This is a genomic window from Microcoleus sp. FACHB-1515 (assembly GCF_014696105.1).
In the GTDB taxonomy this organism is placed as follows: domain Bacteria; phylum Cyanobacteriota; class Cyanobacteriia; order Elainellales; family Elainellaceae; genus JAAUTJ01.
In genome coordinates this window covers 56,464-78,542 of the sequence record NZ_JACJPO010000074.1, presented here as the reverse complement: position 1 = coordinate 78,542, position 22,079 = coordinate 56,464, and the positions used below count along the sequence as shown (strand labels likewise).

Here is a 22,079-nt window from a genome sequence, read left to right as displayed (position 1 = left end):
GAACCGAGCGAACCTGGGGATGGAAGTGATGCACGAGCGCAATGCTCACAACTTCCCGCTTGACCTGGCCGCAGTGCAAGCGCCCGACATCAACGGCTAGTTCTCGACTTGAGCTGATTCCAGCTTCGATCGATTAGCAGAACTAGCGCCCTCACCGGGGCGCTAGTTTTTTGCATTATGGTTGTATTCCTATTAGAACAAGAAATAGCGCTGCGCCATTGGCAATACGGTTGCAGGTTCGCAGGTCAAAAGTTCCCCGTCAGCCCGAACTTCGTAGGCTTCTGCATCAACCTCTATTTGCGGTAGGGCATCGTTCAACTTCATGTCGCGCTTGGTAAGCTGGCGAATGTTCGATACAGCAACAGTAGGCTTGTGTAGATGAAGCAAATCAGGAATGCCATTGTTGATTGCCACCTGCGACAAAAACGTTAGAGAAGTGCGGTGCATCGCGCCGCCAAAGCTGGCAAACATTGGGCGCATGTGAATCGGTTGTGGGGTCGGAATGCTGGCATTCGCATCGCCCATTTGTGCCCAGGCAATCAAACCGCCCTTCAGCACCATTTCTGGTTTGACGCCAAACATTGCAGGTCGCCAAAGACATAGGTCAGCCAGCTTTCCTGGCTCGATCGATCCCACATAGTCCGCGATCCCGTGCGTGATTGCTGGATTGATCGTGTATTTGGCGATGTAGCGTTTGGCGCGGGTGTTGTCGTTGCGATCGCTATCTTCTGCCAGTTTGCCGCGCTGCACTTTCATCTTGTGTCCGGTTTGCCAGGTGCGGATAATGACTTCGCCAATTCGCCCCATCGCCTGCGAATCGGACGAGATCATGCTGAACGCGCCCAAGTCGTGCAGGATGTCTTCAGCGGCGATCGTTTCCCGTCTGATCCGCGATTCGGCAAAGGCGACATCTTCGGGAATGCTGCGATCGAGGTGGTGACACACCATCAGCATGTCGAGGTGTTCTTCCAGCGTGTTGACCGTGTAGGGGCGAGTCGGGTTGGTGGAAGACGGCAGAACGTTGGTTTCGCCGCAGACTTTGATAATGTCGGGGGCATGGCCGCCTCCAGCTCCCTCGGTGTGGTAGGTGTGGATGACGCGATTTTTGAAGGCGGCGATCGTATCTTCAACGAATCCCGCTTCGTTGAGTGTGTCGGTGTGAATTGCGACCTGAACATCGTACTCGTCTGCGACCGCAAGGCAGGTGTCGATCGTGGCCGGAGTTGTGCCCCAGTCTTCATGCAGCTTCAGACCGATCGCGCCCGCTTCCACCTGCTCCACTAATCCTTCCGATTTGGCGCTGTTGCCTTTACCCAAAAATCCCAGATTCATCGGGAACGCATCGGCAGCTTGCAGCATTCGGTACATATTCCAAGGACCGGGAGTGCAGGTTGTGGCGCTTGTTCCTGCTGCTGGACCCGTGCCGCCGCCGATCATCGTGGTGATTCCGGCGGCGATCGCCACTTCAATTTGCTGTGGACAGATGAAGTGAATGTGCGTATCGATGCCGCCTGCTGTCAGGATCATGCCTTCTCCAGCGATCGCCTCCGTTCCGGGTCCGATGATGATGTCGATGTTGTCTTGAATGTAGGGATTTCCAGCTTTGCCGATCGCAAAAATCTTGCCGTCCTTGATACCGACATCTGCTTTGACAATGCCCCACCAGTCCAGGATGAGCGCATTCGTGATCACGGCATCGACTGCGCCGTCGGCATTGGTGATTGGTGACTGCCCCATGCCATCGCGAATGACTTTGCCGCCACCAAATTTGACTTCATCGCCGTAGGTCGTGTAGTCCTGCTCAACTTCGATGATCAGTTCCGTATCGGCCAAGCGGACGCGATCGCCCACTGTCGGCCCAAACGTTTCAGCATAAGCGCGGCGATCCATGCGATAGCTCATCAAAGTTCCTCAAACTAGCCGATCGAAATTATCTAATACATTGCTGCTCAAGATTGCTAAGCTCGGTACATCCAATTGAGAATTGCATTTAGCAGGTTTGTGAGAAGCGATCGAACTGCTAAACGAAAGATACCAATCGCATCAATTCTTAATTTACATTTCCTTTGACAGTAGTAGTATGTAAGCGTTTACATAAGTACTTACACAGGTATGGATTTCTACTCTCAAACGGGCAAAGTTGCGCTGGGTAGCCGCTTACGGCGATTGAGCGAAAGCTTGACCGAAGATGCAGCTAAAATCTTCGCGCTGTATGACGTTGCGCTTGATCCAAAATGGTTTCCTGTTTTTTACGTTCTCTTCCAAAAAGAAAGCGTGTCCATTACTGAAATTGCTCAGATTATTGGACATTCGCATCCTTCTGTCAGTCAGATTGTGAAGGAAATGAGCAAGCGAGGACTCACAACAACAGCAAAAGATTCCAGCGATGCTAGAGTGAGCGTGGTGAAACTTTCTGATGTTGGAAAGCAGCTTATTCCAAAGCTTGAAAAGCAGCTTGTTGATGTCGATCGAGCGGTTGAAGAACTTTTATCAGAAGCGCAGTATGACTTGTGGAAGGCGATCGAAGAAACTGAATTTCTTCTTGGCAACCAACGCTTTTTCGATCGAGTCCAAGCCGTGCGAAAAGCGCGTGAATGTCAAAGCATAGAGATCATTGACTACTCACCAGCATTTCACGATGACTTCAAGCGCTTGAATTACGAATGGATTGAGAACTATTTCAAGCTAGAGGAAGCCGACCATCAATCACTCGATCGCCCCGAGCAAAAAATCTTGAATTCAGGTGGACACATTCACATGGCCTTGAGCAACGGTGAAGCGGTTGGAACTTGCGCCTTAATCAAAATGAATGACGATACTTATGAACTTGCAAAAATGGCGGTTACAGAAAAAGCAAGGGGCAAAGGCATCGGTTGGCTACTTGGACAAGCTGCAATTCAAAAAGCGCGTGAATTTGGAGCAAAAACAGTTTACTTAGAGAGCAATACTGTTCTAGAACCTGCGATCAATCTCTACCAAAAGTTGGGATTTCGTAAAATTGTCGGACAACCTTCACCCTACAAGCGCTGTAATATTCAAATGGAGCTAAAGCTTGATCTTCTGTAATTTCGATTACATTAGCCCAGCAAGACGATCGTTCTATTCCACGCCATCCATCTCACAAATTCTTGATCTACCACTGTGGAAAGAATGTTTGGGGCGATCGCATCTAAGCGGAATCGCGCAGTTTACACTACAAAGCATCCCCCTTAACAAAAAGCAACTGGCGTGGCATTTAGCGAAGACACATCGGCAGTACAAACGATTTCTCGGCGCGAATTGCGAGAACTGGTGCGGATGCAGCTTCAAGCCTTGCTAGAGCAGCAAAACTATCAGGGCGCAAAAGCGCTGCTGGTTCCGGTTCAGCCTGCCGACATTGCTGAAGCGATCGATGGTTTGCCCGAACAAATGCAGGCGATCGCGTTTCGTCTCTTGTCCAAAAGCGAGGCGACCGAAGTTTATGAACACCTTGATTCGTCGATTCAGCAAGCGCTTTTAGAAGACTTTAAGCGACAGGACGTACTGGAAATTGTCGAGCAAATGTCGCCGGACGATCGCGCTCGTTTATTTGACGAACTTCCGGCCAAAGTCGTGACGCGCCTGCTAGAGCAGCTTAGTCCGAGCGAACGGCAGGCAACGGCTTTGCTGCTGGGCTACGAAGCAGGCACAGCCGGGCGAATCATGACGACCGAGTATATTTCGCTCAAGGAACACTGGACGGTCGCGCAGGCACTCGATCGCATCCGCACGCTTGCCTATGCCAGCGAAACGATCTACTACCTCTACATCACCGATGGCGCTCGTCGATTAATCGGAATTTTGTCGCTCCGTGCCTTGGTCATTGCTCAGCCGCAGCAACTCATTCGCGAAATTTTGGTGCGCGATGTCGTTCATGTGCAGACGCAAACGCCACAAGAAGAAGTCGCCCGACTAATTCAGCGCTATGACTTTTTAGCGATTCCCGTTGTGGATGCGGAAGATCGCCTTGTGGGAATTGTCACGGTCGATGACGTGATCGACATTTTGGAAGAAGAAACGACAAAGGACATTTACACCTTGGGCGGCGTGCAGTCCGGTGAAGATAGCTATTTCCAGACGAATTTGCTGACAGTGGCACGGCGGCGCGTGGTTTGGCTGTTTGTGCTGCTGATTACCAATACGATGACGAGTGCCGTGATTCGATCGCAACAAGGCATTCTAGAACAGGTGGTTGCGCTTGCCGCCTTTATTCCGCTGCTGATCGGCACAGGCGGCAACGTCGGAGCGCAATCCTCAACCGTTGTCATTCGCGGCTTAAATACCGATGAGTTGCGATCGAGCAAAGCCTTTGAAGTGATTCGCCGTGAAGCAATGGCAGGCGCACTGTTGGGCGTGATGTTGGGTGTGATTGTGCTGTTTTGGGCTTATTTGCTGCAAGGAAATTGGGTGGTTTCGATCGCCGTCGGGATCAGCCTAGTTGCGATTTCGATTTTGGCTTCGATCGCCGGATCAACCCTGCCCTTTTTGTTTCAAGCACTCAAGCTTGATCCAGCCTTGATGTCTGCTCCCTTCATCACGACTGCTGTTGATGTGCTGGGCGTTCTGATTTATCTCAATACCGCTCGGCTAATTTTGCAAGCTCATTTGTAAAGCGGCGGTTAAGAATTAATCAAGCGGCTAAAAAACAAGTTGGGCTGCTTCGTTTGCAGAGGATGGCAGTCGATTGAAGTTGTTGGAAAACAATTCAAAGCGATAGCATAAGGCGAATGCTATGGAGCAAGAGACAAGAGAATGAGTCGAATTGCTGTGACGACATTAGGAACATTGGGCGATCTGCATCCGATGATCGCGATCGCGCTAGAGCTACGGCAGCGAGGTCATAGTGTTGTGTTTGTCACGCACGAAGTTTATCGATCGAAGCTGCAAGCTTTGGGCTTTGAGTTTCATGCCATGCGCCCGGATTTCACAGCAATGAACGACCCACAAGAAATGGCGCAAATGATGGATTTGAAGACCGGACAAGAATACATGGTGCGTCAGTGGGTGAACCCACATTTGCGCGAAATGTATACAGATTTACTCAATGTTGCCAAGAGTGCAGACTTCATCTTTTCGGGCGAAGGCGTGATCGCAACGCCGCTTGTGGCAGAAAAACTCGGAATGCAATGGGCTTCTAGCGCAATGGTTCCCCTCTCGTTTTTCTCAATCTATGATCCTCCGGTTTTAGCTCCGTTTCCGGCTTTAGCAAAGCTATACAAACTTGGGCCATTGGTGAATCGAGGTGTTCTTAATTTTGCCAAAATTGTCAGTAACTCCTGGGCAGAGCCGATTCGACAACTGCGACAAGAACTTGGCTTATCCCCGATCGACTATAATCCTTTTCTTGAGAATCGCTTTTCGCCTTACCTCGTTGTTGCTTTATTTTCTTCAGTGTTTGGGCAACCTCAACCCGATTGGCCTGCCAACACAATCGTTGCAGGCTTCACCTTTTACGATGGGGCGCAGGAAGGCGCAGAACTCGTTCCAGAACTGAAGCAGTTTTTAGAAGCGGGCGACCCTCCGATCGTCTTCACGCTTGGCTCTGCTGCGGTGATGAATGCGGGAAACTTTTACCAAGAAAGTCTTCAAGCCGTCGAACAACTCAATCGCCGCGCTGTTTTTCTTATGGGCAATAACCCGCCGTTGGAGAACTTGCCAGCTAATGTTTTAGCAGTGAATTACGCGCCGTATTCTCAAATTTTTCCTTGTGCTTGTGCGATCGTACACCAAGGTGGCATTGGTACAACAGCACAGGCATTACGGGCAGGTCGCCCAACTTTAATCATGCCGTACAGCCATGATCAGCCTGACAATGCGGCTAGAGTTGAACGCTTGGAAACTTCACGGACGATTCCTCGCAAGCAATATGGAGCAGAACGAGTTGCTAGGCAATTGAATGAATTATTAGAAAATCCAAGTTACGCAGCTAAAGCCGCAGAAATTGGAGCTATCATCCGAGCAGAAGATGGAGTGAATGCGGCATCTGATGCAATTGAAAAACAGCTTGAAGCTGCCTAAATTTCATCGGAGGTGACAGAAGCCAGCAGCCTAACTCTGCGTTGGCGTGGATAGAATCGAAGTTACCAATGGAAGATCAAGGTTATCTGCCGCCGCACAACTTCACCGTTCAGCCGAAAAATTTTCGCTGAAGTTGGCACAACATACTACAAATGCGCTACAATTTTGTAGTTGTAGAAAATTCACTGATTTAAAGTGAAGCATTGGCTCGATCGCTCCTCAAAGCGGCTTTTGTGCTGCGGAAATTCAGGCGATCGACCAGTTAGGGGGAATTATGGCAACGCTCCGCGAAGTCGCGAGTTATTTTCGTGACTATAAAAAAGTCGCGATTTTCAGTATTGCATCCAGTAGCCTATTTGAAATTATTGACTTAACTGTTCCTTACGCGATCGGACAACTTCTGAACGTCATCTCAAATCAACCGCTCGATCGAGCTTTACAACAAGGCATTACGGCGATCGGTTCTGCGTTGAATTATGGCAATGAGCGCGGTTTGGCGATCGCAATTTTGCTGGCGATCGTGTTTGTCGTCACGGTTGTTCGTGCGCCGATTCAGCCTTGGATATCGTCCTGGTTTCACTGGGATATTGCGCTCCGTGCCCGTCGCGATCACAAAAAGCGAACGGCTCAGAAAATTCTGGCTTTGCCGCTGGAATTTTACGACGAAAATAATCCGGGCAGAATTGCAGGTCGGGTTGCGAAAGGACTCGAAAACTACACCTGGACTTATCCTGAAGTGGCCGGACAGTTTATTCCCAAACTGTTTCGCGTTCTGGGAATTTTCGTGATGATTTTGCTGATTGAGTGGCGAATTGCGATCGTCTTTCTGATTTCCTTTCTAACGATTCTCTGGCTCAATATGCGAGAGCTAGGACGAATTATCAAAGAGGAAGAAAAGCTCGATCGCTACATGGAAAATACCGACAGTCGCGTGTCTGAAATTGTCACGAATATCAAGACGGTCAAGGCATTTGCAACTGAAGCCAAAGAACTGAAGCGCTATCAGCAAAGAATCGATCGCGAATTCAAAGTTGTAGATTACAACATTCACCTCAGTTACGTGAAGCTGTTAACGCAGGAGCGAGTTTTCGTGGAATCCTGCGTGTTTGGCATTCTGGCTTTAACGTTGTGGGCAACAGTCAGCGGTCATATTTCGATCGGCCATTTTATTACCACGCTGACGATTTCTAGCATGGCTTATGCGGAACTAGAACCGCTCAGCACGATCGCCGAAGTATTTGCCCGTCGCTATGCCTCCATGCAGCGATTTCAGGAATTTATGGCGCTGCCAACGGGTGTTGATGCAGCGGCAATCGTCCCGCCCGAACAAACACCGCGCTATCAGTTCACGGGCAAAGTTCACTTCGATCGCGTCACGTTTGGCTATGAAGAAAGTCGATCGGTTTTGCAAGATATTGATTTGCTGATTGAGCCTTATCAAACAGTAGCTTTAGTCGGTCGATCGGGGTCAGGAAAATCAACTTTGGTGAAGCTATTGTTTCGCTATTTCGAGCCGAATTCCGGCTGCATTCGGATTGATGGACAGGATATTCGATCGCTCGATGTCGCCGGATATCGACGCAGGTTGGCGATCGTCCATCAGGAAGTCGATGTCTTCAACGGCACACTTCTTGACAACTTAACTTACGGCAATCCGACCGCAACAATGGCGCAAATCGAAGAAGCCTGCCGCATTGCTCGCGTCGATGAGTTCATCCATCTGTTTCCACAAGGTTACTACACGGTTGTTGGTGAGCGCGGCGTTCGGCTGTCGGGCGGGCAGCGGCAGCGCTTGGGCATTGCTCGCGCCCTGCTCGTGAATCCAGACGTGCTGATTTTCGATGAAGCCACGTCTAGCCTCGATTATGAGTCGGAGCGATCGATTCAGCTAGCCATGCGATCGATTCTCGGTACGCGCACCACGATTATCATCGCCCACCGCCTCAGCACCGTCCGCGAAGCTGACAAGATTGTCGTTCTCGACCAAGGCCGCATTCTTGAAGTCGGAAGCCACGATGAACTGCTCAATCACGGCGGCATTTATCATCGTCTGCATCGCTTGCAGGAAACGGGTGAATTGCTCGCTTAGATTCGGTGTTGAATTGATGCTGCATGACTTCGGTTGTGCAGCATTTTTGATTGGAATTGGCGCAGGTGCGATCGAAATTGATACCTTAGAGATTGGCCTTTTCATTTTCGATGCCTGTGCCGCGCAAAACGACAAAATCCATTCCCGCTGTGCTGCCTGGAATCACGCTGAATCCGCAGCAGTGGCAAGCGTTGCAGGAAATGGAAAAATTCGTCAAAAGTCGGGAGAAGCTGCATCTGCTGACGGGCTTTGCAGGAACGGGAAAAACGACTTTGCTGCAAGCGCTAATCAAGCGGCTGCGCGAGAAGAATGATTTGCGATCGATCGTCTTCACCGCCTTCAGCAACAAGGCCACCAAAGTATTAGAAAATATGTCTTCTCAGTGGGATTTGGGCATCGACTGCATGACCTGCTGTAAGCTGCTTGGACTCAAACCCGAACTTGATCCGACGACCGGACGACAAATCTTTAAGCCGGATCTAAACAGCGAGAACAAGTTCGACAAATATCGCCTGATTGTCGTTGATGAAGCTTCGATGATCAATGAAGAAATGTGGCTTTTGCTGACACAGGCAGTGACAGATTTACATAAGAAAAATCAAATTTTGTTTGTCGGAGATGTCGCACAACTGCCGCCGATCAATGAGCGCGAATCGCTGGTTTTTAGCCAAATTTATGAGCGATCGGATCTGACTGAAGTTGTCCGCTATGGCGGATCGATCGCCCTCCTAGCCGAGTCCATTCGTAATAACTTAACCAGTTCACGCCTACCGAAGTTCACAACGGATGTCAATGATGACAAAACTGAAGGCGTTCTTGTGGTCGATGGTGCGTCTTGGGAAAAGCTGCTTGTAAAAGCATTTCAAAGCAAAGCCTACCAGGGTGATCCAGATTATGTGAGAGCGTTGGCTTACACGAATGCGCGAGTAGACTATTTGAATCGGAAGATTCGATCGACCATCTACGGATCACAAGTTCCCCGCTTCGTCATTGGTGAACGCCTAGTAGCAAACTCGCCGTTTATGGTAAATGATTCGCTAATTTTGCAGAACGCAAGTGAATGTGAAGTCATTGATATTCACACAGGAAAAGATGGCGATTGGCATGTGTGGTATTTACATGTCCTCACTGATGAAGGTAAGCTTCGCAATTTAACGGTTTTGCATGAATTGAGTCAGGAAGTCTATATGCAAAAGCTGGCAGTTTATGCAGAGGAAAAGCGCTGGATGGAATTTTGGGAGCTAAAAAATCTGTTTGCTGATGTGAATTATGCTTATTGTTTGACGATTCACAAGTCGCAGGGTTCAACGTTTCAGCATGTATTTGTAGATGTGCCGAACGTGCAGATTAATCGCAATGTGCGTGAGCGAAATCAACTGCTTTATGTTGCCGTCACTCGTGCGGCAAAGCGACTGTTTCTATATCAGTAATTTTGCAAGGCGATCGCTCCAACTGCCGCCAGAAATCAAGAAATCAAAAAGGCACTTTACAAACGGTCATATTTTTCTGAGCATAGAGAAGGTTTGAGCGCAGTATTGGCTGTGCCCTCAAGCTCGGCACATCAGTTAGGAGCAATTTTCTGTGGAACGCACTTTTTTAGCAATCAAGCCGGACGGCGTGCAGCGCGGTTTGGTCGGCGAAATCATCAGCCGCTTTGAAACCAAAGGCTTCACCCTCGTGGGTCTCAAGTTCATGAGCGTCAGCCGCGAACTGGCCGAACAGCACTACGGCGTACATCGCGAACGCCCCTTCTTTGCAAGCCTTGTGGACTTCATCACCTCTGGCCCGGTTGTGGCGATGGTGTGGGAAGGTGATGGCGTGATCGCGGCGGCGCGTAAAGTGATCGGCGCAACGAATCCGCTGACGGCTGAACCCGGAACCATTCGCGGTGACTTTGGTGCAAACATTGGCCGCAACATCATTCACGGCTCGGATGCTCCCGAAACGGCGCAGCAAGAAGTCAGCTTGTGGTTCAAGGACGAAGAACTCGTCTCCTGGCAACCGACGATCATGCCCTGGATTCACGAATAGGGTTGAGCCGCGATCGCCCCGCTTTCCTGTGGTGCGATCGCTTCCTGTGCCCCCCAAACCTGTTACCCCAAGATAATGTAGGCTTGTGGCTCCCAAATCCAGAGCGCATGACCTTGAGACATTTCGGTAATCATGACGCGATCGCCGCGTTCTCGCAGTCGGTCGGCCATTTCGATCGCTTTTTCCTTGGTTTTGCGAGCGCGAAACAAACGGTAATATTCACCGTTGACGAGAATCGCAAAAAAGCGGCGATCGGTATTGGGAACTTGAATGCGACAGGTTTCGTAGCGATTGCTATTGGTTAAGATTTCTAGCTTGTCCGGCTCGATCGCGGGTTCCGGCTCGATGGCTACCGCCGCTGCCGCAAAGTATTCATCGACAGAATCATAAACAGCGGGTGAGGAAAAGCTGGCAACGACCTCTGGCGCAGCGACATCCAGCACCGCTTCAGACCGTTGCAGCGCGGCTTCAAGGGCAGCTTCTTTGCGATTGTGCGATCGCCGCTTTAGCTCAACGGTCGTCACGCCAGCTGCCACGCTGGTCACGATCGCCACGCCCACGTAGCGAATTGCCAAATCGCGATTGCCGCCTTCAAACACAAAATGCAGCTCGTCTTCAGAAAATGGCACCTTGATGTCCACCGAGTCTGGCCGATACAGCACGAGCGGCAGCGTCAAAATCGAAAACACACCACTTGCGACAATTACAGCAGGCAAAATCAACTGCCGTAGCGGAAAACTGCTCATTAAGAACCTGCTCCAGGATTGAGAACACAGCGGCAGCATACACCCGGAAGTTACAGGCAAATCCACTCCACATTATAGGCACGGCGATCGACTTGTCCAAAGTGATACACCGATAAGTTTCAGTAAATCTTTCAGGTATTTAGTAAAGATTCGATCGCAATTTTCACGGCGACCCAAACCTCGATCGGTTCTGCCTGACTCGCGTGGACGCGCTAGAGTGAGAACTGTCGCGATCGCCGCCAGTCATGTCAAAGCTGTCTTATCCGCAAAGCAAAACCGTCGAGCAATCTGATGAATATCACGGAGTCAAAGTCGCTGATCCGTATCGCTGGCTGGAAGATCCCACCAGTGCAGAAAGTCAAGCTTGGATCGAGGCGCAAAATCAGGTGACGTTCGGCTTTCTTGGCAAAATTGGCATTCGCGATCGCCTCAAAGATCGATTGACGCAACTGTGGAACTACGAGAAATACAGTTCACCCTTTCGTCGGGGCGATCGCTATTTCTTCTTCAAAAATGACGGGTTACAAAATCAAAGCGTCCTCTATACGCTGCCCAGCTTGGATGCGGAACCGCGCATTTTGCTCGACCCGAACAAACTGTCTGAAGATGGCACGATCGCTCTATCCGGCTTGGCGATTAGCGAAGACGCAAAGCGAATGGCTTACGGCTTGTCGGGATCAGGATCAGACTGGCAAGAGTGGAAAGTCCGCGATGTTGAAACAGGCGAAGATTTAGAAGATCATTTGCGCTGGGTAAAATTTTCCGGTGCGGAATGGACGCACGACGGACAAGGATTTTTCTACGCTCGCTTTGATGAACCGAATGAATCAACCAAGCTGGAAGACACCAATTATTTCCAAAAGCTTTACTATCACCGCATTGGCACTCCGCAAAGCGAAGACTTGCTGATTTACGATCGCCCCGATCAAAAAGAATGGATGTTTGGCACAACCGTCACGGAAGACGGATGCTATCTGCTGATTTTCGTGTCGCAAAGCACCGATCGCAAAAATCTCGTCTTCTACAAAGATCTAGCCAATCCCAACGGTGAAATCATCGAACTGATTTCAGAGTTTGTCGCAAGTTTCGATTTAATCGACAGCGAAGGCACAACTTTCTGGTTTCAAACCGATTATGAAGCTTCAAGAGGTCGCGTGGTGGCGATCGACATTGCCCAACCCAGCAATTGGCGATCGAGTTTGCAATCGGTGATCCCCGAAGCCGAGGAAACTTTGGAAGGCGTCAGTTTGTTCGGGGATCGCTTTTTGGCGACATATCTGAAAGATGCGCGGACTGAGGTGAAACTGTTTGCGATCGACGGTACACCCGCAGGTAACGTTCAGCTTCCCGGAGTTGGCTCGGCGGGCGGCTTTGGCGGCAAGCGGACGGATACAGAAACCTTCTACAGCTTCACCAGTTTCACCACGCCCACGACGATCTATCGCTACGACCTGACAACCGGAGAAAGTACGATCTTTCGTCAGCCGCAAGTTGATTTCAATCCGGCAGACTACGAAACGACTCAGATTTTTTACGCAAGCAAAGACGGAACGCAAGTTCCCATGTTCATCACGCACAAAAAAGGCTTGACGCTCGACGGCAGCAACCCCACATATCTCTATGGCTATGGTGGCTTCAGCATTTCAATCACACCCGCATTTTCACCCAGCAATCTAGTCTGGATGGAATTGGGCGGCGTGTATGCAGTGGCAAATTTGCGCGGGGGTGGTGAATACGGCGAGGCCTGGCATCAAGCTGGAACCAAGCTGAACAAGCAAAATGTGTTTGACGACTTCATCGGCGCGGCGGAATGGCTGATCGACCACAAATACACGTCGCCGCAGAAGTTGGCGATCGGCGGCGGCAGCAATGGCGGTTTGCTCGTCGGAGCCTGCATGACGCAACGACCCGATCTATTTGCTGCTGCGCTTCCTGCGGTTGGCGTCCTCGACATGCTCAGATTTCATCTATTTACGATTGGCTGGGCGTGGTGTTCGGACTACGGCTCGCCCGAAAATGAAGACGAATTTCAAGCGCTCTACGCCTATTCGCCGCTGCACAATCTCAAACCCGGAACCGCTTATCCAGCGACGCTGATCACAACGGCAGATCATGACGATCGCGTTGTCCCTGCCCACAGCTTCAAGTTTGCTGCTGCCCTGCAAGCTGCCCACGCAGGCGATGCCCCCGTGCTGATTCGCATCGAGACGAAAGCTGGACATGGAGCCGGAAAACCGACTGCAAAAGTGATTGAAGAGGCAAGCGATCGCTGGGCATTCTTGGTGAAAGTGCTGAGCGTCGAAAGCGTTGCAGAATAAACGATTCGTCTTGAATTTTCAACAGGTTCGATCGCAAGCTAGAACAAACAAATTCGCAATCTCTAACAGGCAAACTCCTGTCAATTTCAGCTCAAAATTGCAATTACTGAAAGTCGTAATTCCGTATTTTTGCGAGGCGAAAAAGAAACCGAGCCGAATAAACCCGTAAATTAACGATCCTCGAATCCACGCTGCACTCTGCACAATAAGCACATCTTCATCCAAGGTGTGCTGACGATGACTGCAATTCCTTCGCCTCGCTATTCAGCAATGGCTCTGCTAGTGGGATATCACCAGAATCCTTCCATAGCTGTCCGCAATCAAATTGTGCAAATTAATACGGGTTTAGTGCGTAAAATTGCACATCGATTAAGTCACCAGTGTTCTGAGCCGTATGAAGACCTCGAACAAATCGGCTACCTCGGATTAATTCGAGCGATCGAGCGCTTCGATCCTTCTCATGGCTGTGCCTTTAGCTCGTTCGCGGTTCCCTACATTCGCGGCGAAATTTTGCACTACCTGCGCGATCGCAGCGGTACGGTGAAGATTCCCCGTCGCTGGCAGGAGTTGCAAAAGCAAGGCCAGCGCGTGCGCGAAAAGCTGACAAAATCCTTGGGACGGCAGCCGAACGATCGCGAAATTGCCGAAGCGCTCAACATTTCGGTGAGCGAGTGGCAAGACATTCGCCTATCAAGCCAAAATCGATCGCTGCTCAGTCTAGACGCCACCATTAGCCATCAAGCTGATTCGCCGCTGACCTTGGGCGACACGCTGCCGGATTTGCACATGCAAACAATGCAAAGCTGGGAAGAAGATCGCCACCAACTGCAAGCGGCCATGAGTCAGCTTGAAGAAAAAACCAGAGACGCGATCGAATATGTCTACTATCGCGATATGTCGCGCAAAGAAGTCAGCGAGTGCATTGGTGTCAGTCCGATGACGGTGACGCGCCGAATTCAACGCGGCATTCAGCAGATGGTGACAACCCTTCAGCCGCTTGAAGCTGCGGAGGCGAACTAGTCAAAGCTGGTCAAGTTCCAGTATTCATCTTCTGTGATTTTGCCGGAGGCAAGCCAGTCGCCCACGCGATCGAGCAGGGCAAGGATGGCAACTTCGCGATCGACAAATCGACAAGCGGCTGTAATCGCGGCTCGAAAGCTGGAATATTCAGCCGCATCGTCACAGCAGTCTGTCAGCTTGGGCGGGTAGCAGTGGAAGCGAAAGCTGGCTTTATGCCGCACCACTTGAATTTGCCAGCCGTGATAAACGATACCTTGTGGTTTAAGTTTACGCATGTTGCGATCGAGGAGGTGAACAGCAAGCGGTCTATCTGCTTATTAGCAGTGTTCCCTACTTAGATTCACGGATACCAAATCCAGAAAATTCTCTGACATAGACTACATATTGTCAGTCGTCATTATTTACCAAGACCCAGTGCTGAGGCTGTAGAGAGCAGGCAGCACTGGGTCTTGCTTTGTTTGAAGTGCTGAGGGCTGGAGAAGCGAGCGCAATTGTCGGTCATTTAAAGCGACTAGGTAAAGTAGACGGTAAAAATTCCCTGCCAAAATAGGGATTTACATAGGCACTTATGGCAGATGACCATAGGTGATTGCACCCTCCACGCTTCGCCGCTATGTCGCAACATGATTCTCTTGCCGCTACAAAACCGCCGATCGCTCCTCAACATCTCCACATTCATCGGCTGCATGGAGACGAACGCCCTGACCCGTACTTTTGGCTGCGCGATCGCGATAATCCTGAAGTGATTGCTTACCTCGAAGCCGAAAACACCTACACCGAAATCATGATGCAGCACACGCGATCGCTGCAAGAAACACTTTACAAGGAGATGCTCTCGCGCATTCAAGAAGATGATTTATCGGTGCCATATCGCGACGGTGAATTTTACTATTACACGCGCACTGAAACTGGAAAATCATATCCGATCCACTGCCGCAAACAAGGCAGCTTGGATGCACCAGAAGAAATTTTGCTTGACCAAAATGAGCTGGCAGAAGGACAGGAATATTTCCGCTTAGGCGTGTTTGAAGTGAGTCCAAATCATCAGCTATTAGCGTATGCGATCGATACGACAGGCGCAGAGCGCTACACGCTGTTTTTCCTGAATTTAGAAACTCGTGAACTCTATCCAGAGAAAATTACCGACACTTATGCTTCGTTTGAATGGGGCAACGACAATCGAACAGTTTTCTATACCAAAGTCGATGATGCACATCGGCCTGATAAGCTGTTTCGGCATCAGTTGGGAACAGCGATCGACACCGACCAACTGATTTTTCATGAGCCGGATGACGCTTATTTTCTGTTTGTTGTTAAAACGCGCAGCCAAAAATTTATCCTGCTAGGATTGGCTAGTAAAATTACATCTGAAGTCCACTATCTTGATGCAGACGCTCCGATGGGCGAGTTTCAAGTTATTCGTCCGCGCACAACCGGAATTGAATACAGCATCGAGCATCACACTGATTATTTCTACATTGTTACGAATGAAGATGCCCTGAATTTCAAGTTAATGAGAGCGCCGATCGCCAATCCTGCGATCGAGCATTGGGAAACTGTAATTCCTCCTGATGAAACGGTATTCTTGGAAGGCATAAGCGCATTTGCTGACCATCTTGTCATCTATAATCGCGAGGCTGGACTGCCCACTGTGCGCGTCCGCAAGCTTTCAACACAAGAAGAACATGCGATCGAATTTCCTGAACCAACTTATGAAGTTTCAGAATCCGTCAATCCTGAATTCAACACAAAAATCCTTCGATTTGCTTACACTTCGCTAATCACACCGCTGTCGATCTTCGACTATGATCTTGACAATCAAATGCGAGAATTGAAAAAAGAAACTCCAGTTCTAGGAGGATACGATCGCACGCAATACAAAAGCGAACGAGTACAGGCGATCGCTCCAGACGGTACAGCAGTTCCGCTATCCATTCTTTACAAAGTTGGTACTGAGCGAAATGGTAGGAATCCCTTGTTGCTGACCGGATATGGTTCGTATGGCTATAGCTATCCCGATTCATTTTCATCGGGCAGATTGTCGCTGCTCGATCGCGGTGTCGTGTTGGCGATCGCTCACATTCGCGGCGGTTCAGAACTCGGTCGCAACTGGTATGAAAACGGCAAGTTTCTGCACAAACAAAACACCTTTTCCGATTTTATTGCCTGTGCAGAATTCTTAATTCAAGCAGGTTGGACTTCTTCCAATCAGCTTGCCATTTCCGGCGGCAGTGCAGGCGGCTTATTGGTTGGAGCAGTAATTAATCAGCGGCCAGATTTGTTTCGAGCAGCGATCGCGCAAGTGCCATTCGTTGATGTGGTAACAACAATTCTGGATACTTCTTTGCCGCTTTCGGCAACCGAATGGGAAGAGTGGGGCAATCCTAACGACAAAGAGTTTTATGACTACATGAAAGCCTATTCGCCTTACGATAATGTCCAGCCAAAAGACTACCCGGCCTTGCTGATTACCGCAGGTTTAAACGATCCGCGTGTGTCTTATTGGGAGCCTGCCAAGTGGACAGCCAAACTGCGATCGCTCAAAACAGACGATCACATTTTGCTATTAAAAACGAATATGGGAGCCGGACATGGCGGGGCATCCGGGCGTTACGATCGCCTCAAAGAAATCGCGTTTGAATATGCGTTTCTGCTTGACCAATGGGGTCTAGCGTGATCAGCAGCAAGCGTACAGCGCATCAGATATTAAAGTTTTGCATCTGTACGCTTTTGATCGAATTATCGTTTTCTGAAATTTATTGCAAAGCCGTTCGATTGCCCAGCCACACACTAAAGTAGTAAGAACTTCCTCACGCTGCATTGGGTTATGGCTTCGATCGCTCGCAAGAATTTGTTTGAAGATATTCCTCGCTTTCTGGTCGCGCAAGCGGGCGTGATGTTTGCCGTCAGTTTGGTCAGCATTCAGACGGGAATTTTGAGCGGCTTTACGCGATCGACTGCCCTGCTGATTGACCAGTCCCGCGCTGATTTGTGGGTGGCGGATGAAGAAATGGTGTATTTCGAGCTAACCAAGCCGCTTGCCGCCGGACAACTGACGCAGGTGCAAGAAATGAGCGGCGTGGAGCGAGCAGAACCGCTGGTTTTGCAAGGCGGACGCTGGGACTCACCAAATGCGCCAGAAATTTCCTCAGTCCGAATCATTGGATTTGACACACGCGGCCAACTGTTTAACCTGCCAATTTCCGGTGGTCGCCAGCGCGATCTGACGCAGCCCTACACGATCGCGATCGACAAAGCCAACTTCGACTCGCTCCACCTCAATCAAATTGGCGACACCAGCACGATCAACAGTGCGCCTGCCAAGCTCGTCGCGCTGACTGAACGCACCCAGTCGATCGCCTCAAGCTCGTTCATCTTCACCTCGGTCGAGAACGCCAACGCATACGCCAGTGCGGGTCTAACTTCGCGAGTGAATTGTGATGTGCCGACCGGAGGCGGAAATTTGCTGTGTACGACGGTGTTCGATCGTCCGCCTGCGAGCAGCGATCGATCGCCACAGATTCAGCCGCCCAAACCGCTTAGCGCTACCGATCCGATTACCTACATTTTGGTAAAAGCGGGAGCCGGAGAAGATCTAAACACTCTGAAGCAGCGAATCGAATCCACCCTGCCCGGTACTCGCGTCTATACGCGCAGCGAAATGAGCGATCGCACCCGCACCTATTGGCAACAGCGCACCGGAGTTGGCTTTATTCTCGGCTTGGGCGCAGCGGTCGGCGTGATTGTCGGTATGGTGATCGTCGGCCAAATTTTGTATTCCTCCGTTTCCGACCACCTGAAGGAATTTGGTACGCTCAAGGCGATGGGCGCGTCAAATTGGGTAATTTACCGGATCATCGTTGAGCAGGCGTTGTGGATGGCGATTTTGGGCTACATTCCCAGCCTCGGATTGTGCCTTGGACTCGGTGCTTGGACGTTTGCCACCCAGGGGATCACGATTTTGATTACGCCCTTAACCGCAACCGGACTGTTGGGACTGACGATCGTGATGTGCGTCGGTTCTGCCCTGTTCGCCATCCAGAAAATCACGCACGTCGACCCGGCCATTGTCTTCAAAGCCTAACATCAAGGTATTCCTACGGTGAGATTTGCTTGATTTTGCTTGATAGAAGTGGAGCATTCAATCAATCTTTTGTGTAGCCTGCTACGCAGTCGATCTGCCACTGCTCACTAGACTACATACTAGAGATAGATTTGCGATCGTGGTGTGAAGTGAGAATCAGCAATGCAACAAGCTCGTCAAACCGTCGTCAAGCCTTTATTAGAGGATGGAAGCGTGGCGATCTGCCTCTGTCTGGATTTAATCCTAGCCGAGATGGATCTAAATGGCAGGTAGTGCAGTCAATTCACTGAAGGGCTGCTTTCCGATGAACTGCTGGTTGCTTTCTTGATTCGTTCGCCAGCGCTGAAGTCAGCGTCATCGTTGACAAAGTCCGGGATTGGCCGATCGGCTCAACTCGACTCCAGGTCAAGACCTGCGATCGCCCGGAACCACGCTTTTAATCACCGCTTGCACTAACCCCCTTAAGACGAATGACTGCTCAAATTAACATTGCTGGCCTCACAACCACTCAGTCGGGTGCATCCGTTGGCATCCCTAGCAAAATTCGATCGCAAGCGATCGCCGCTTCACAAGTTGAGATGGTCTACCAAAGCGGCAGCCAGCGCTACCAAGCCCTCTATGATATCGACCTCGAAGTGAACGAGGGTGATGTCCAACTTCTGATGGGGCCATCTGGCTCCGGCAAAACCACACTGCTCTCGATTCTCGGTGGAATCTTGACGCCGACTGGCGGCAGCGTCCGGCTGTTGGGGCAAGAAATCACCAAGCTTTCCAAATCCCAACTTGCCCGCTTCCGGCTGAACCACATCGGCTTCATCTTCCAGGAAGGCAACTTGTTTCCTGCCCTCACCGCAGTGGAAAACGTCGAAGTTGCCCTCAACCTGAAAGGCATCCGCCGCCAAACTGCCCGACGAGAAGCGATCGCCCTGCTTGAACAGGTCGGCCTCGAAACCAAAGCCAACAGCTTGCCCAAAGACTTGTCCGGCGGGCAGAAACAGCGCGTTGCGATCGCCCGCGCCCTCGCCGGAAATCCCCAACTCATCCTCGCCGACGAACCCACCGCCGCCCTCGACTCCCACAGCGGCCACGCCGTCATCAACCTACTGCGCCGCCTCGCCAAAGAAAGCCAGCGCACCGTCCTGATGGTGACGCACGATCCGCGCATCGTGGATGTGGCCGATCGCGTCACCTATGTCGAAGACGGCAAGATTCGGCCTGGATGCGATTGAAGTCAGAGGGCAAGAGGCAGGAGGCTCGGAAACGAGGGTCGCGGTCAGCACAGCCAATGCGAAGCGCTTTAACGCATCTCACAGATACGCCCTTGCGTAGGGTGCCATCTCACAGATACGCCCTTGCGTAGGAGTGCAGAGGAGATGCAATCGTCCTCTGCTGGGGTTGGAGGTTTGGAGGAGGGGCAACGCCCCTAGCCTCCACTGGTTCGGAAACAGCAAGTAGGCTGCAAGGCGATCGATCCGTTAACTGCCCACAGCCAAACGTAAGTAGGCTGCTGCCAGCGAACTGCGATCGCCCACATTTCCCGGAAACAACACCACAGGCAAATTCGGAAACTGCGAATGATCATCTGGCGTTCTCACAACCGAAACTCCGGGCAAAATTTGCCCCAACAGCCGCGCCGAAGTCAGCGCCAGCCCGCTACTCAGCACATCATTTGAGGTAATTCCGCCTTTACTAATCAAAAATCCAATCTCGTCGGGCAATCCACGCACAATATCCATCAGCAGCGAAGAAACCGCCACACCGAAGTTGAGGCGCGTCTGCGTATCGGTGAAGGCTAGCTCTTGCCGACTCGTGAAAATCACAGGCGTTTTGCCTTCCTTGTGAATCGATCGCACCTGTTCCAAAATGGAATCGAGCAGGGCATTTCGCTGATCGACCGAATCATTCAGCAGGTGAGACACATCTACCTCAACCCCCACTGTTCCCGCTGCTTCCAGCAAGCCTTCTAGCTGCTCCGTCGTTTTGCGGACATGCGACCCGACGATCACGGCTCCGGGTTTGCCGTTGCGCGTGTAGGCTGCCATATCTTCCGGGGCGATCGGCTGCGGCGGCAAATTCGCCAAAGCCGTCAGCAAGCTCGCCGCACTGCGAAACAAAAACCGCTTGCCCTGAGCCGCCACTGCCAGCACATCAGCGGCAAACTGATTCATATCCGCCTGCGTTTCCGCATCCACAACCACGCACTGATTGTCATGAAGCTTCAGCAATCGGTCTTGCACTCCCCACCGCACATCTTCCAGCACAAAGCGCTCGACTCGATCGGCTGGAATCCGCCCCTGCGTCTTTTCCTCGACATAATCCGGCAAATAGCTGTAGCTGTAGGCGAACACGGAATCTCGCGCAAATTCCGTTTCGTGAACCGGAGTCGGCACACCATTGACGACCAGATAGTGAATGCTGTCTCGCGTAAACCGTCCGCCCTCGAAAAAGGCAGGCGTGAGAAAATGCGCGTCAAACGAACCCAATTCCGCCGCGATCGCATCCGTCTCGATCGGATAGTGGCCGCGCAGCGTTGAATCCGATCGGCTGACGACGAGAAAATCTTCGATTCCTTCCAGGGCGATCGCTTCCTTCAGGTTTTGACACACTCCCCGCACGATCGCGTCTGCCTGCAATCCGGTCAAAGCGCGAGTATTCGTCAGCACAAAGAAAATCGGTGAGTCATCCGCCAATCCCAGCCGCAATGTTTCGACATCCCAGCGCGTCAGCAGCAAACAGCTATGCACCGTTTGCGATCCGGTCGGGTCGTCATCTAGAACGATAATTTTGGGCTGGCTCATGGCGATCGCAAGAAGAACACTGTCACTATTTTCTTACATGCGGGACGCTCAGAGATTGAAGTATTCTCTGTTGAGTACAAGGGTAATCTAGACGCAGGGTATGACTCAATGTGAATTAAACACGTAAATTAAACAATAGGCAGAGTTGAAATTGAGGTATTTCACATGTTGAATGTCACGATCGATGAGATTCAGCGCGATCCCTTGAAGTATTTGCGACAGGTGGAAGCAGGCGAAACTTTTGTGATTTTGTTGGCAGGTGAACCGATCGCAGAGCTTCGACCTATCGTCGCAAACCATCAACCGCTGCGCCCCTTTGGTTTGTGTACTGGAGAATTTACGGTTCCCGATGATTTTGATGCGCCCTTGCCAGAAGATATTCTCGATGCATTTGAAGAGCGATGAAGATTTTGCTAGATACGCATATCTTTTTATGGTTTATTAGTGGCGATCGTCGGCTATCGATCGATGTTCGAGATAGCATTCGCGATCCAAATAACAAGATTTACTTGAGCGTGATTTCAATTTGGGAGTGCATTATCAAATATCAGCTAGGCAAGCTGCCTTTGCCAGAATCACCTGAAACTTATCTGCCAAAGCAACGCGATCTTCACCAGATCGATTCACTCGATTTAAGCGAGAGTAGTGTTGCTCAATTGATCCACCTGCCGCTGTTGCACCGTGATCCGTTTGACCGAATTTTGATCTGCCAAGCGCTACAGCAAAATCTAACGATCGCTAGTATTGATCCAGCGATTCGTGCTTACTCCGTTCGCGTAATTTAGCCAAAATAATTGACGCTCACGCTCGCATATTTGTACTTCCTTTTGAACTGGATTACGATAAAACTCCGCGCCGCTGATTGAAGCACAGCACGGAGTTTTTTAAATAGACCGCTTGCATGAATCAAATTTTGCTCCTTGAAATTGCCCAGATTGAGCTTCAAAGTCCCCCATG

Annotated in this window: 18 protein-coding genes; 14 read left to right on the top strand and 4 right to left on the bottom strand. The window is 50.6% G+C overall.

What is annotated here, in order from left to right:
- A partial coding sequence (locus tag H6F67_RS27440; protein ID WP_199304500.1) for a photosystem II protein D1 occupies positions 1–100 on the top strand: 100 nt, incomplete at its 5' end.
- 92 nt (positions 101–192) lie between these two features.
- Here H6F67_RS27440 and ureC read toward each other — a convergent pair.
- Positions 193–1,902, bottom strand: a complete 1,710-nt coding sequence (gene ureC, locus H6F67_RS25260) for an urease subunit alpha (protein WP_190769417.1) — start codon at positions 1,900–1,902, stop codon at positions 193–195.
- 210 nt (positions 1,903–2,112) lie between these two features.
- On the opposite strand from ureC, the gene H6F67_RS25255 reads away from it, so the two are divergent.
- The 6 genes from H6F67_RS25255 to ndk all read left to right on the top strand — a co-directional run bounded on the left by H6F67_RS25255 (position 2,113) and on the right by ndk (position 10,156).
- Positions 2,113–3,066 carry a helix-turn-helix domain-containing GNAT family N-acetyltransferase gene (locus tag H6F67_RS25255; protein ID WP_190769416.1) on the top strand — a complete coding sequence of 318 codons (954 nt, stop codon included), beginning with the start codon at positions 2,113–2,115 and terminating at the stop codon, positions 3,064–3,066.
- A 162-nt stretch (positions 3,067–3,228) separates the two neighbouring features.
- Positions 3,229–4,629, top strand: coding sequence for a magnesium transporter (gene mgtE / locus H6F67_RS25250; RefSeq protein WP_190769415.1), 1,401 nt, complete (start codon positions 3,229–3,231; stop codon positions 4,627–4,629).
- A gap of 141 nt (positions 4,630–4,770) precedes the next feature.
- Positions 4,771–6,036, top strand: coding sequence for a glycosyltransferase (locus H6F67_RS25245; RefSeq protein WP_190769414.1), 1,266 nt, complete (start codon positions 4,771–4,773; stop codon positions 6,034–6,036).
- A gap of 274 nt (positions 6,037–6,310) precedes the next feature.
- Entirely contained in the window at positions 6,311–8,125 is a 1,815-nt protein-coding gene (locus H6F67_RS25240) for an ABC transporter ATP-binding protein (RefSeq protein WP_190769413.1), read from the top strand.
- Between the two features lie 92 nt (positions 8,126–8,217).
- Complete coding sequence (locus tag H6F67_RS25235) at positions 8,218–9,555, top strand: ATP-dependent RecD-like DNA helicase (RefSeq protein ID WP_206753942.1); 1,338 nt, start codon at positions 8,218–8,220, stop codon at positions 9,553–9,555.
- 151 nt (positions 9,556–9,706) lie between these two features.
- Complete coding sequence (gene ndk, locus H6F67_RS25230; RefSeq protein ID WP_190769412.1) at positions 9,707–10,156, top strand: nucleoside-diphosphate kinase; 450 nt, start codon at positions 9,707–9,709, stop codon at positions 10,154–10,156.
- Positions 10,157–10,218: 62 nt separating this feature from the next.
- Here the strand turns inward: ndk and H6F67_RS25225 are convergent, their stop codons facing one another.
- Positions 10,219–10,902 (bottom strand): hypothetical protein, encoded by a 684-nt coding sequence (locus H6F67_RS25225; RefSeq protein ID WP_190769411.1) that lies wholly within the window; start codon positions 10,900–10,902, stop codon positions 10,219–10,221.
- Positions 10,903–11,147: 245 nt separating this feature from the next.
- Between H6F67_RS25225 and H6F67_RS25220 the strand changes: the two genes are divergently transcribed.
- The gene (locus tag H6F67_RS25220; protein WP_190769410.1) at positions 11,148–13,220 is read left to right on the top strand and encodes a prolyl oligopeptidase family protein; all 2,073 of its coding nucleotides are present in this window, start codon (positions 11,148–11,150) and stop codon (positions 13,218–13,220) included.
- A gap of 237 nt (positions 13,221–13,457) precedes the next feature.
- Positions 13,458–14,240: an RNA polymerase sigma factor SigF gene (locus H6F67_RS25215; protein WP_190769409.1), complete on the top strand. Its 783-nt coding sequence runs from the start codon at positions 13,458–13,460 to the stop codon at positions 14,238–14,240.
- Here H6F67_RS25215 and H6F67_RS25210 read toward each other — a convergent pair.
- Positions 14,237–14,515, bottom strand: coding sequence for a hypothetical protein (locus H6F67_RS25210; protein WP_190769408.1), 279 nt, complete (start codon positions 14,513–14,515; stop codon positions 14,237–14,239). The two genes, H6F67_RS25215 and H6F67_RS25210, sit on opposite strands and share 4 nt — an antisense overlap.
- Positions 14,516–14,853: 338 nt before the next feature.
- Between H6F67_RS25210 and H6F67_RS25205 the strand changes: the two genes are divergently transcribed.
- The 3 genes from H6F67_RS25205 to H6F67_RS25195 all read left to right on the top strand — a co-directional run bounded on the left by H6F67_RS25205 (position 14,854) and on the right by H6F67_RS25195 (position 19,553).
- Positions 14,854–16,917: a S9 family peptidase gene (locus H6F67_RS25205; RefSeq protein ID WP_190769407.1), complete on the top strand. Its 2,064-nt coding sequence runs from the start codon at positions 14,854–14,856 to the stop codon at positions 16,915–16,917.
- Positions 16,918–17,067: 150 nt separating this feature from the next.
- Complete coding sequence (locus H6F67_RS25200; RefSeq protein ID WP_190769406.1) at positions 17,068–18,324, top strand: FtsX-like permease family protein; 1,257 nt, start codon at positions 17,068–17,070, stop codon at positions 18,322–18,324.
- Between the two features lie 470 nt (positions 18,325–18,794).
- Positions 18,795–19,553 (top strand): ABC transporter ATP-binding protein, encoded by a 759-nt coding sequence (locus H6F67_RS25195; protein ID WP_190769405.1) that lies wholly within the window; start codon positions 18,795–18,797, stop codon positions 19,551–19,553.
- A gap of 246 nt (positions 19,554–19,799) precedes the next feature.
- On the opposite strand, the gene H6F67_RS25190 is transcribed toward H6F67_RS25195, so the two are convergent.
- Complete coding sequence (locus tag H6F67_RS25190) at positions 19,800–21,122, bottom strand: four-carbon acid sugar kinase family protein (protein WP_190769404.1); 1,323 nt, start codon at positions 21,120–21,122, stop codon at positions 19,800–19,802.
- A 165-nt stretch (positions 21,123–21,287) separates the two neighbouring features.
- Here H6F67_RS25190 and H6F67_RS25185 point away from each other — a divergent pair, with 165 nt between their 5' ends.
- Both H6F67_RS25185 and H6F67_RS25180 read left to right on the top strand, forming a co-directional pair.
- Positions 21,288–21,527 carry a type II toxin-antitoxin system Phd/YefM family antitoxin gene (locus H6F67_RS25185; protein WP_190769403.1) on the top strand — a complete coding sequence of 80 codons (240 nt, stop codon included), beginning with the start codon at positions 21,288–21,290 and terminating at the stop codon, positions 21,525–21,527.
- Positions 21,524–21,907, top strand: a complete 384-nt coding sequence (locus H6F67_RS25180; RefSeq protein ID WP_190769402.1) for a type II toxin-antitoxin system VapC family toxin — start codon at positions 21,524–21,526, stop codon at positions 21,905–21,907. The genes H6F67_RS25185 and H6F67_RS25180 overlap by 4 nt, the downstream gene beginning before the upstream one ends.
- Positions 21,908–22,079: the final 172 nt, after the last annotated feature.

Coding starts and splice junctions, on each gene's coding strand:
- H6F67_RS25215 (WP_190769409.1), top strand. CDS start 13,458: ATGACTGCAATTCCTTCGCCTCGCTATTCAGCAATGGCTCTGCTAGTG.
- H6F67_RS25220 (WP_190769410.1), top strand. CDS start 11,148: ATGTCAAAGCTGTCTTATCCGCAAAGCAAAACCGTCGAGCAATCTGAT.
- H6F67_RS25200 (WP_190769406.1), top strand. CDS start 17,068: ATGGCTTCGATCGCTCGCAAGAATTTGTTTGAAGATATTCCTCGCTTT.
- H6F67_RS25225 (WP_190769411.1), bottom strand. CDS start 10,902: ATGAGCAGTTTTCCGCTACGGCAGTTGATTTTGCCTGCTGTAATTGTC.
- H6F67_RS25245 (WP_190769414.1), top strand. CDS start 4,771: ATGAGTCGAATTGCTGTGACGACATTAGGAACATTGGGCGATCTGCAT.
- H6F67_RS25190 (WP_190769404.1), bottom strand. CDS start 21,122: ATGAGCCAGCCCAAAATTATCGTTCTAGATGACGACCCGACCGGATCG.
- H6F67_RS25255 (WP_190769416.1), top strand. CDS start 2,113: ATGGATTTCTACTCTCAAACGGGCAAAGTTGCGCTGGGTAGCCGCTTA.
- H6F67_RS25240 (WP_190769413.1), top strand. CDS start 6,311: ATGGCAACGCTCCGCGAAGTCGCGAGTTATTTTCGTGACTATAAAAAA.
- H6F67_RS25185 (WP_190769403.1), top strand. CDS start 21,288: ATGTTGAATGTCACGATCGATGAGATTCAGCGCGATCCCTTGAAGTAT.
- H6F67_RS25180 (WP_190769402.1), top strand. CDS start 21,524: ATGAAGATTTTGCTAGATACGCATATCTTTTTATGGTTTATTAGTGGC.
- H6F67_RS25205 (WP_190769407.1), top strand. CDS start 14,854: ATGTCGCAACATGATTCTCTTGCCGCTACAAAACCGCCGATCGCTCCT.
- H6F67_RS25195 (WP_190769405.1), top strand. CDS start 18,795: ATGACTGCTCAAATTAACATTGCTGGCCTCACAACCACTCAGTCGGGT.
- ureC (WP_190769417.1), bottom strand. CDS start 1,902: ATGAGCTATCGCATGGATCGCCGCGCTTATGCTGAAACGTTTGGGCCG.
- H6F67_RS25210 (WP_190769408.1), bottom strand. CDS start 14,515: ATGCGTAAACTTAAACCACAAGGTATCGTTTATCACGGCTGGCAAATT.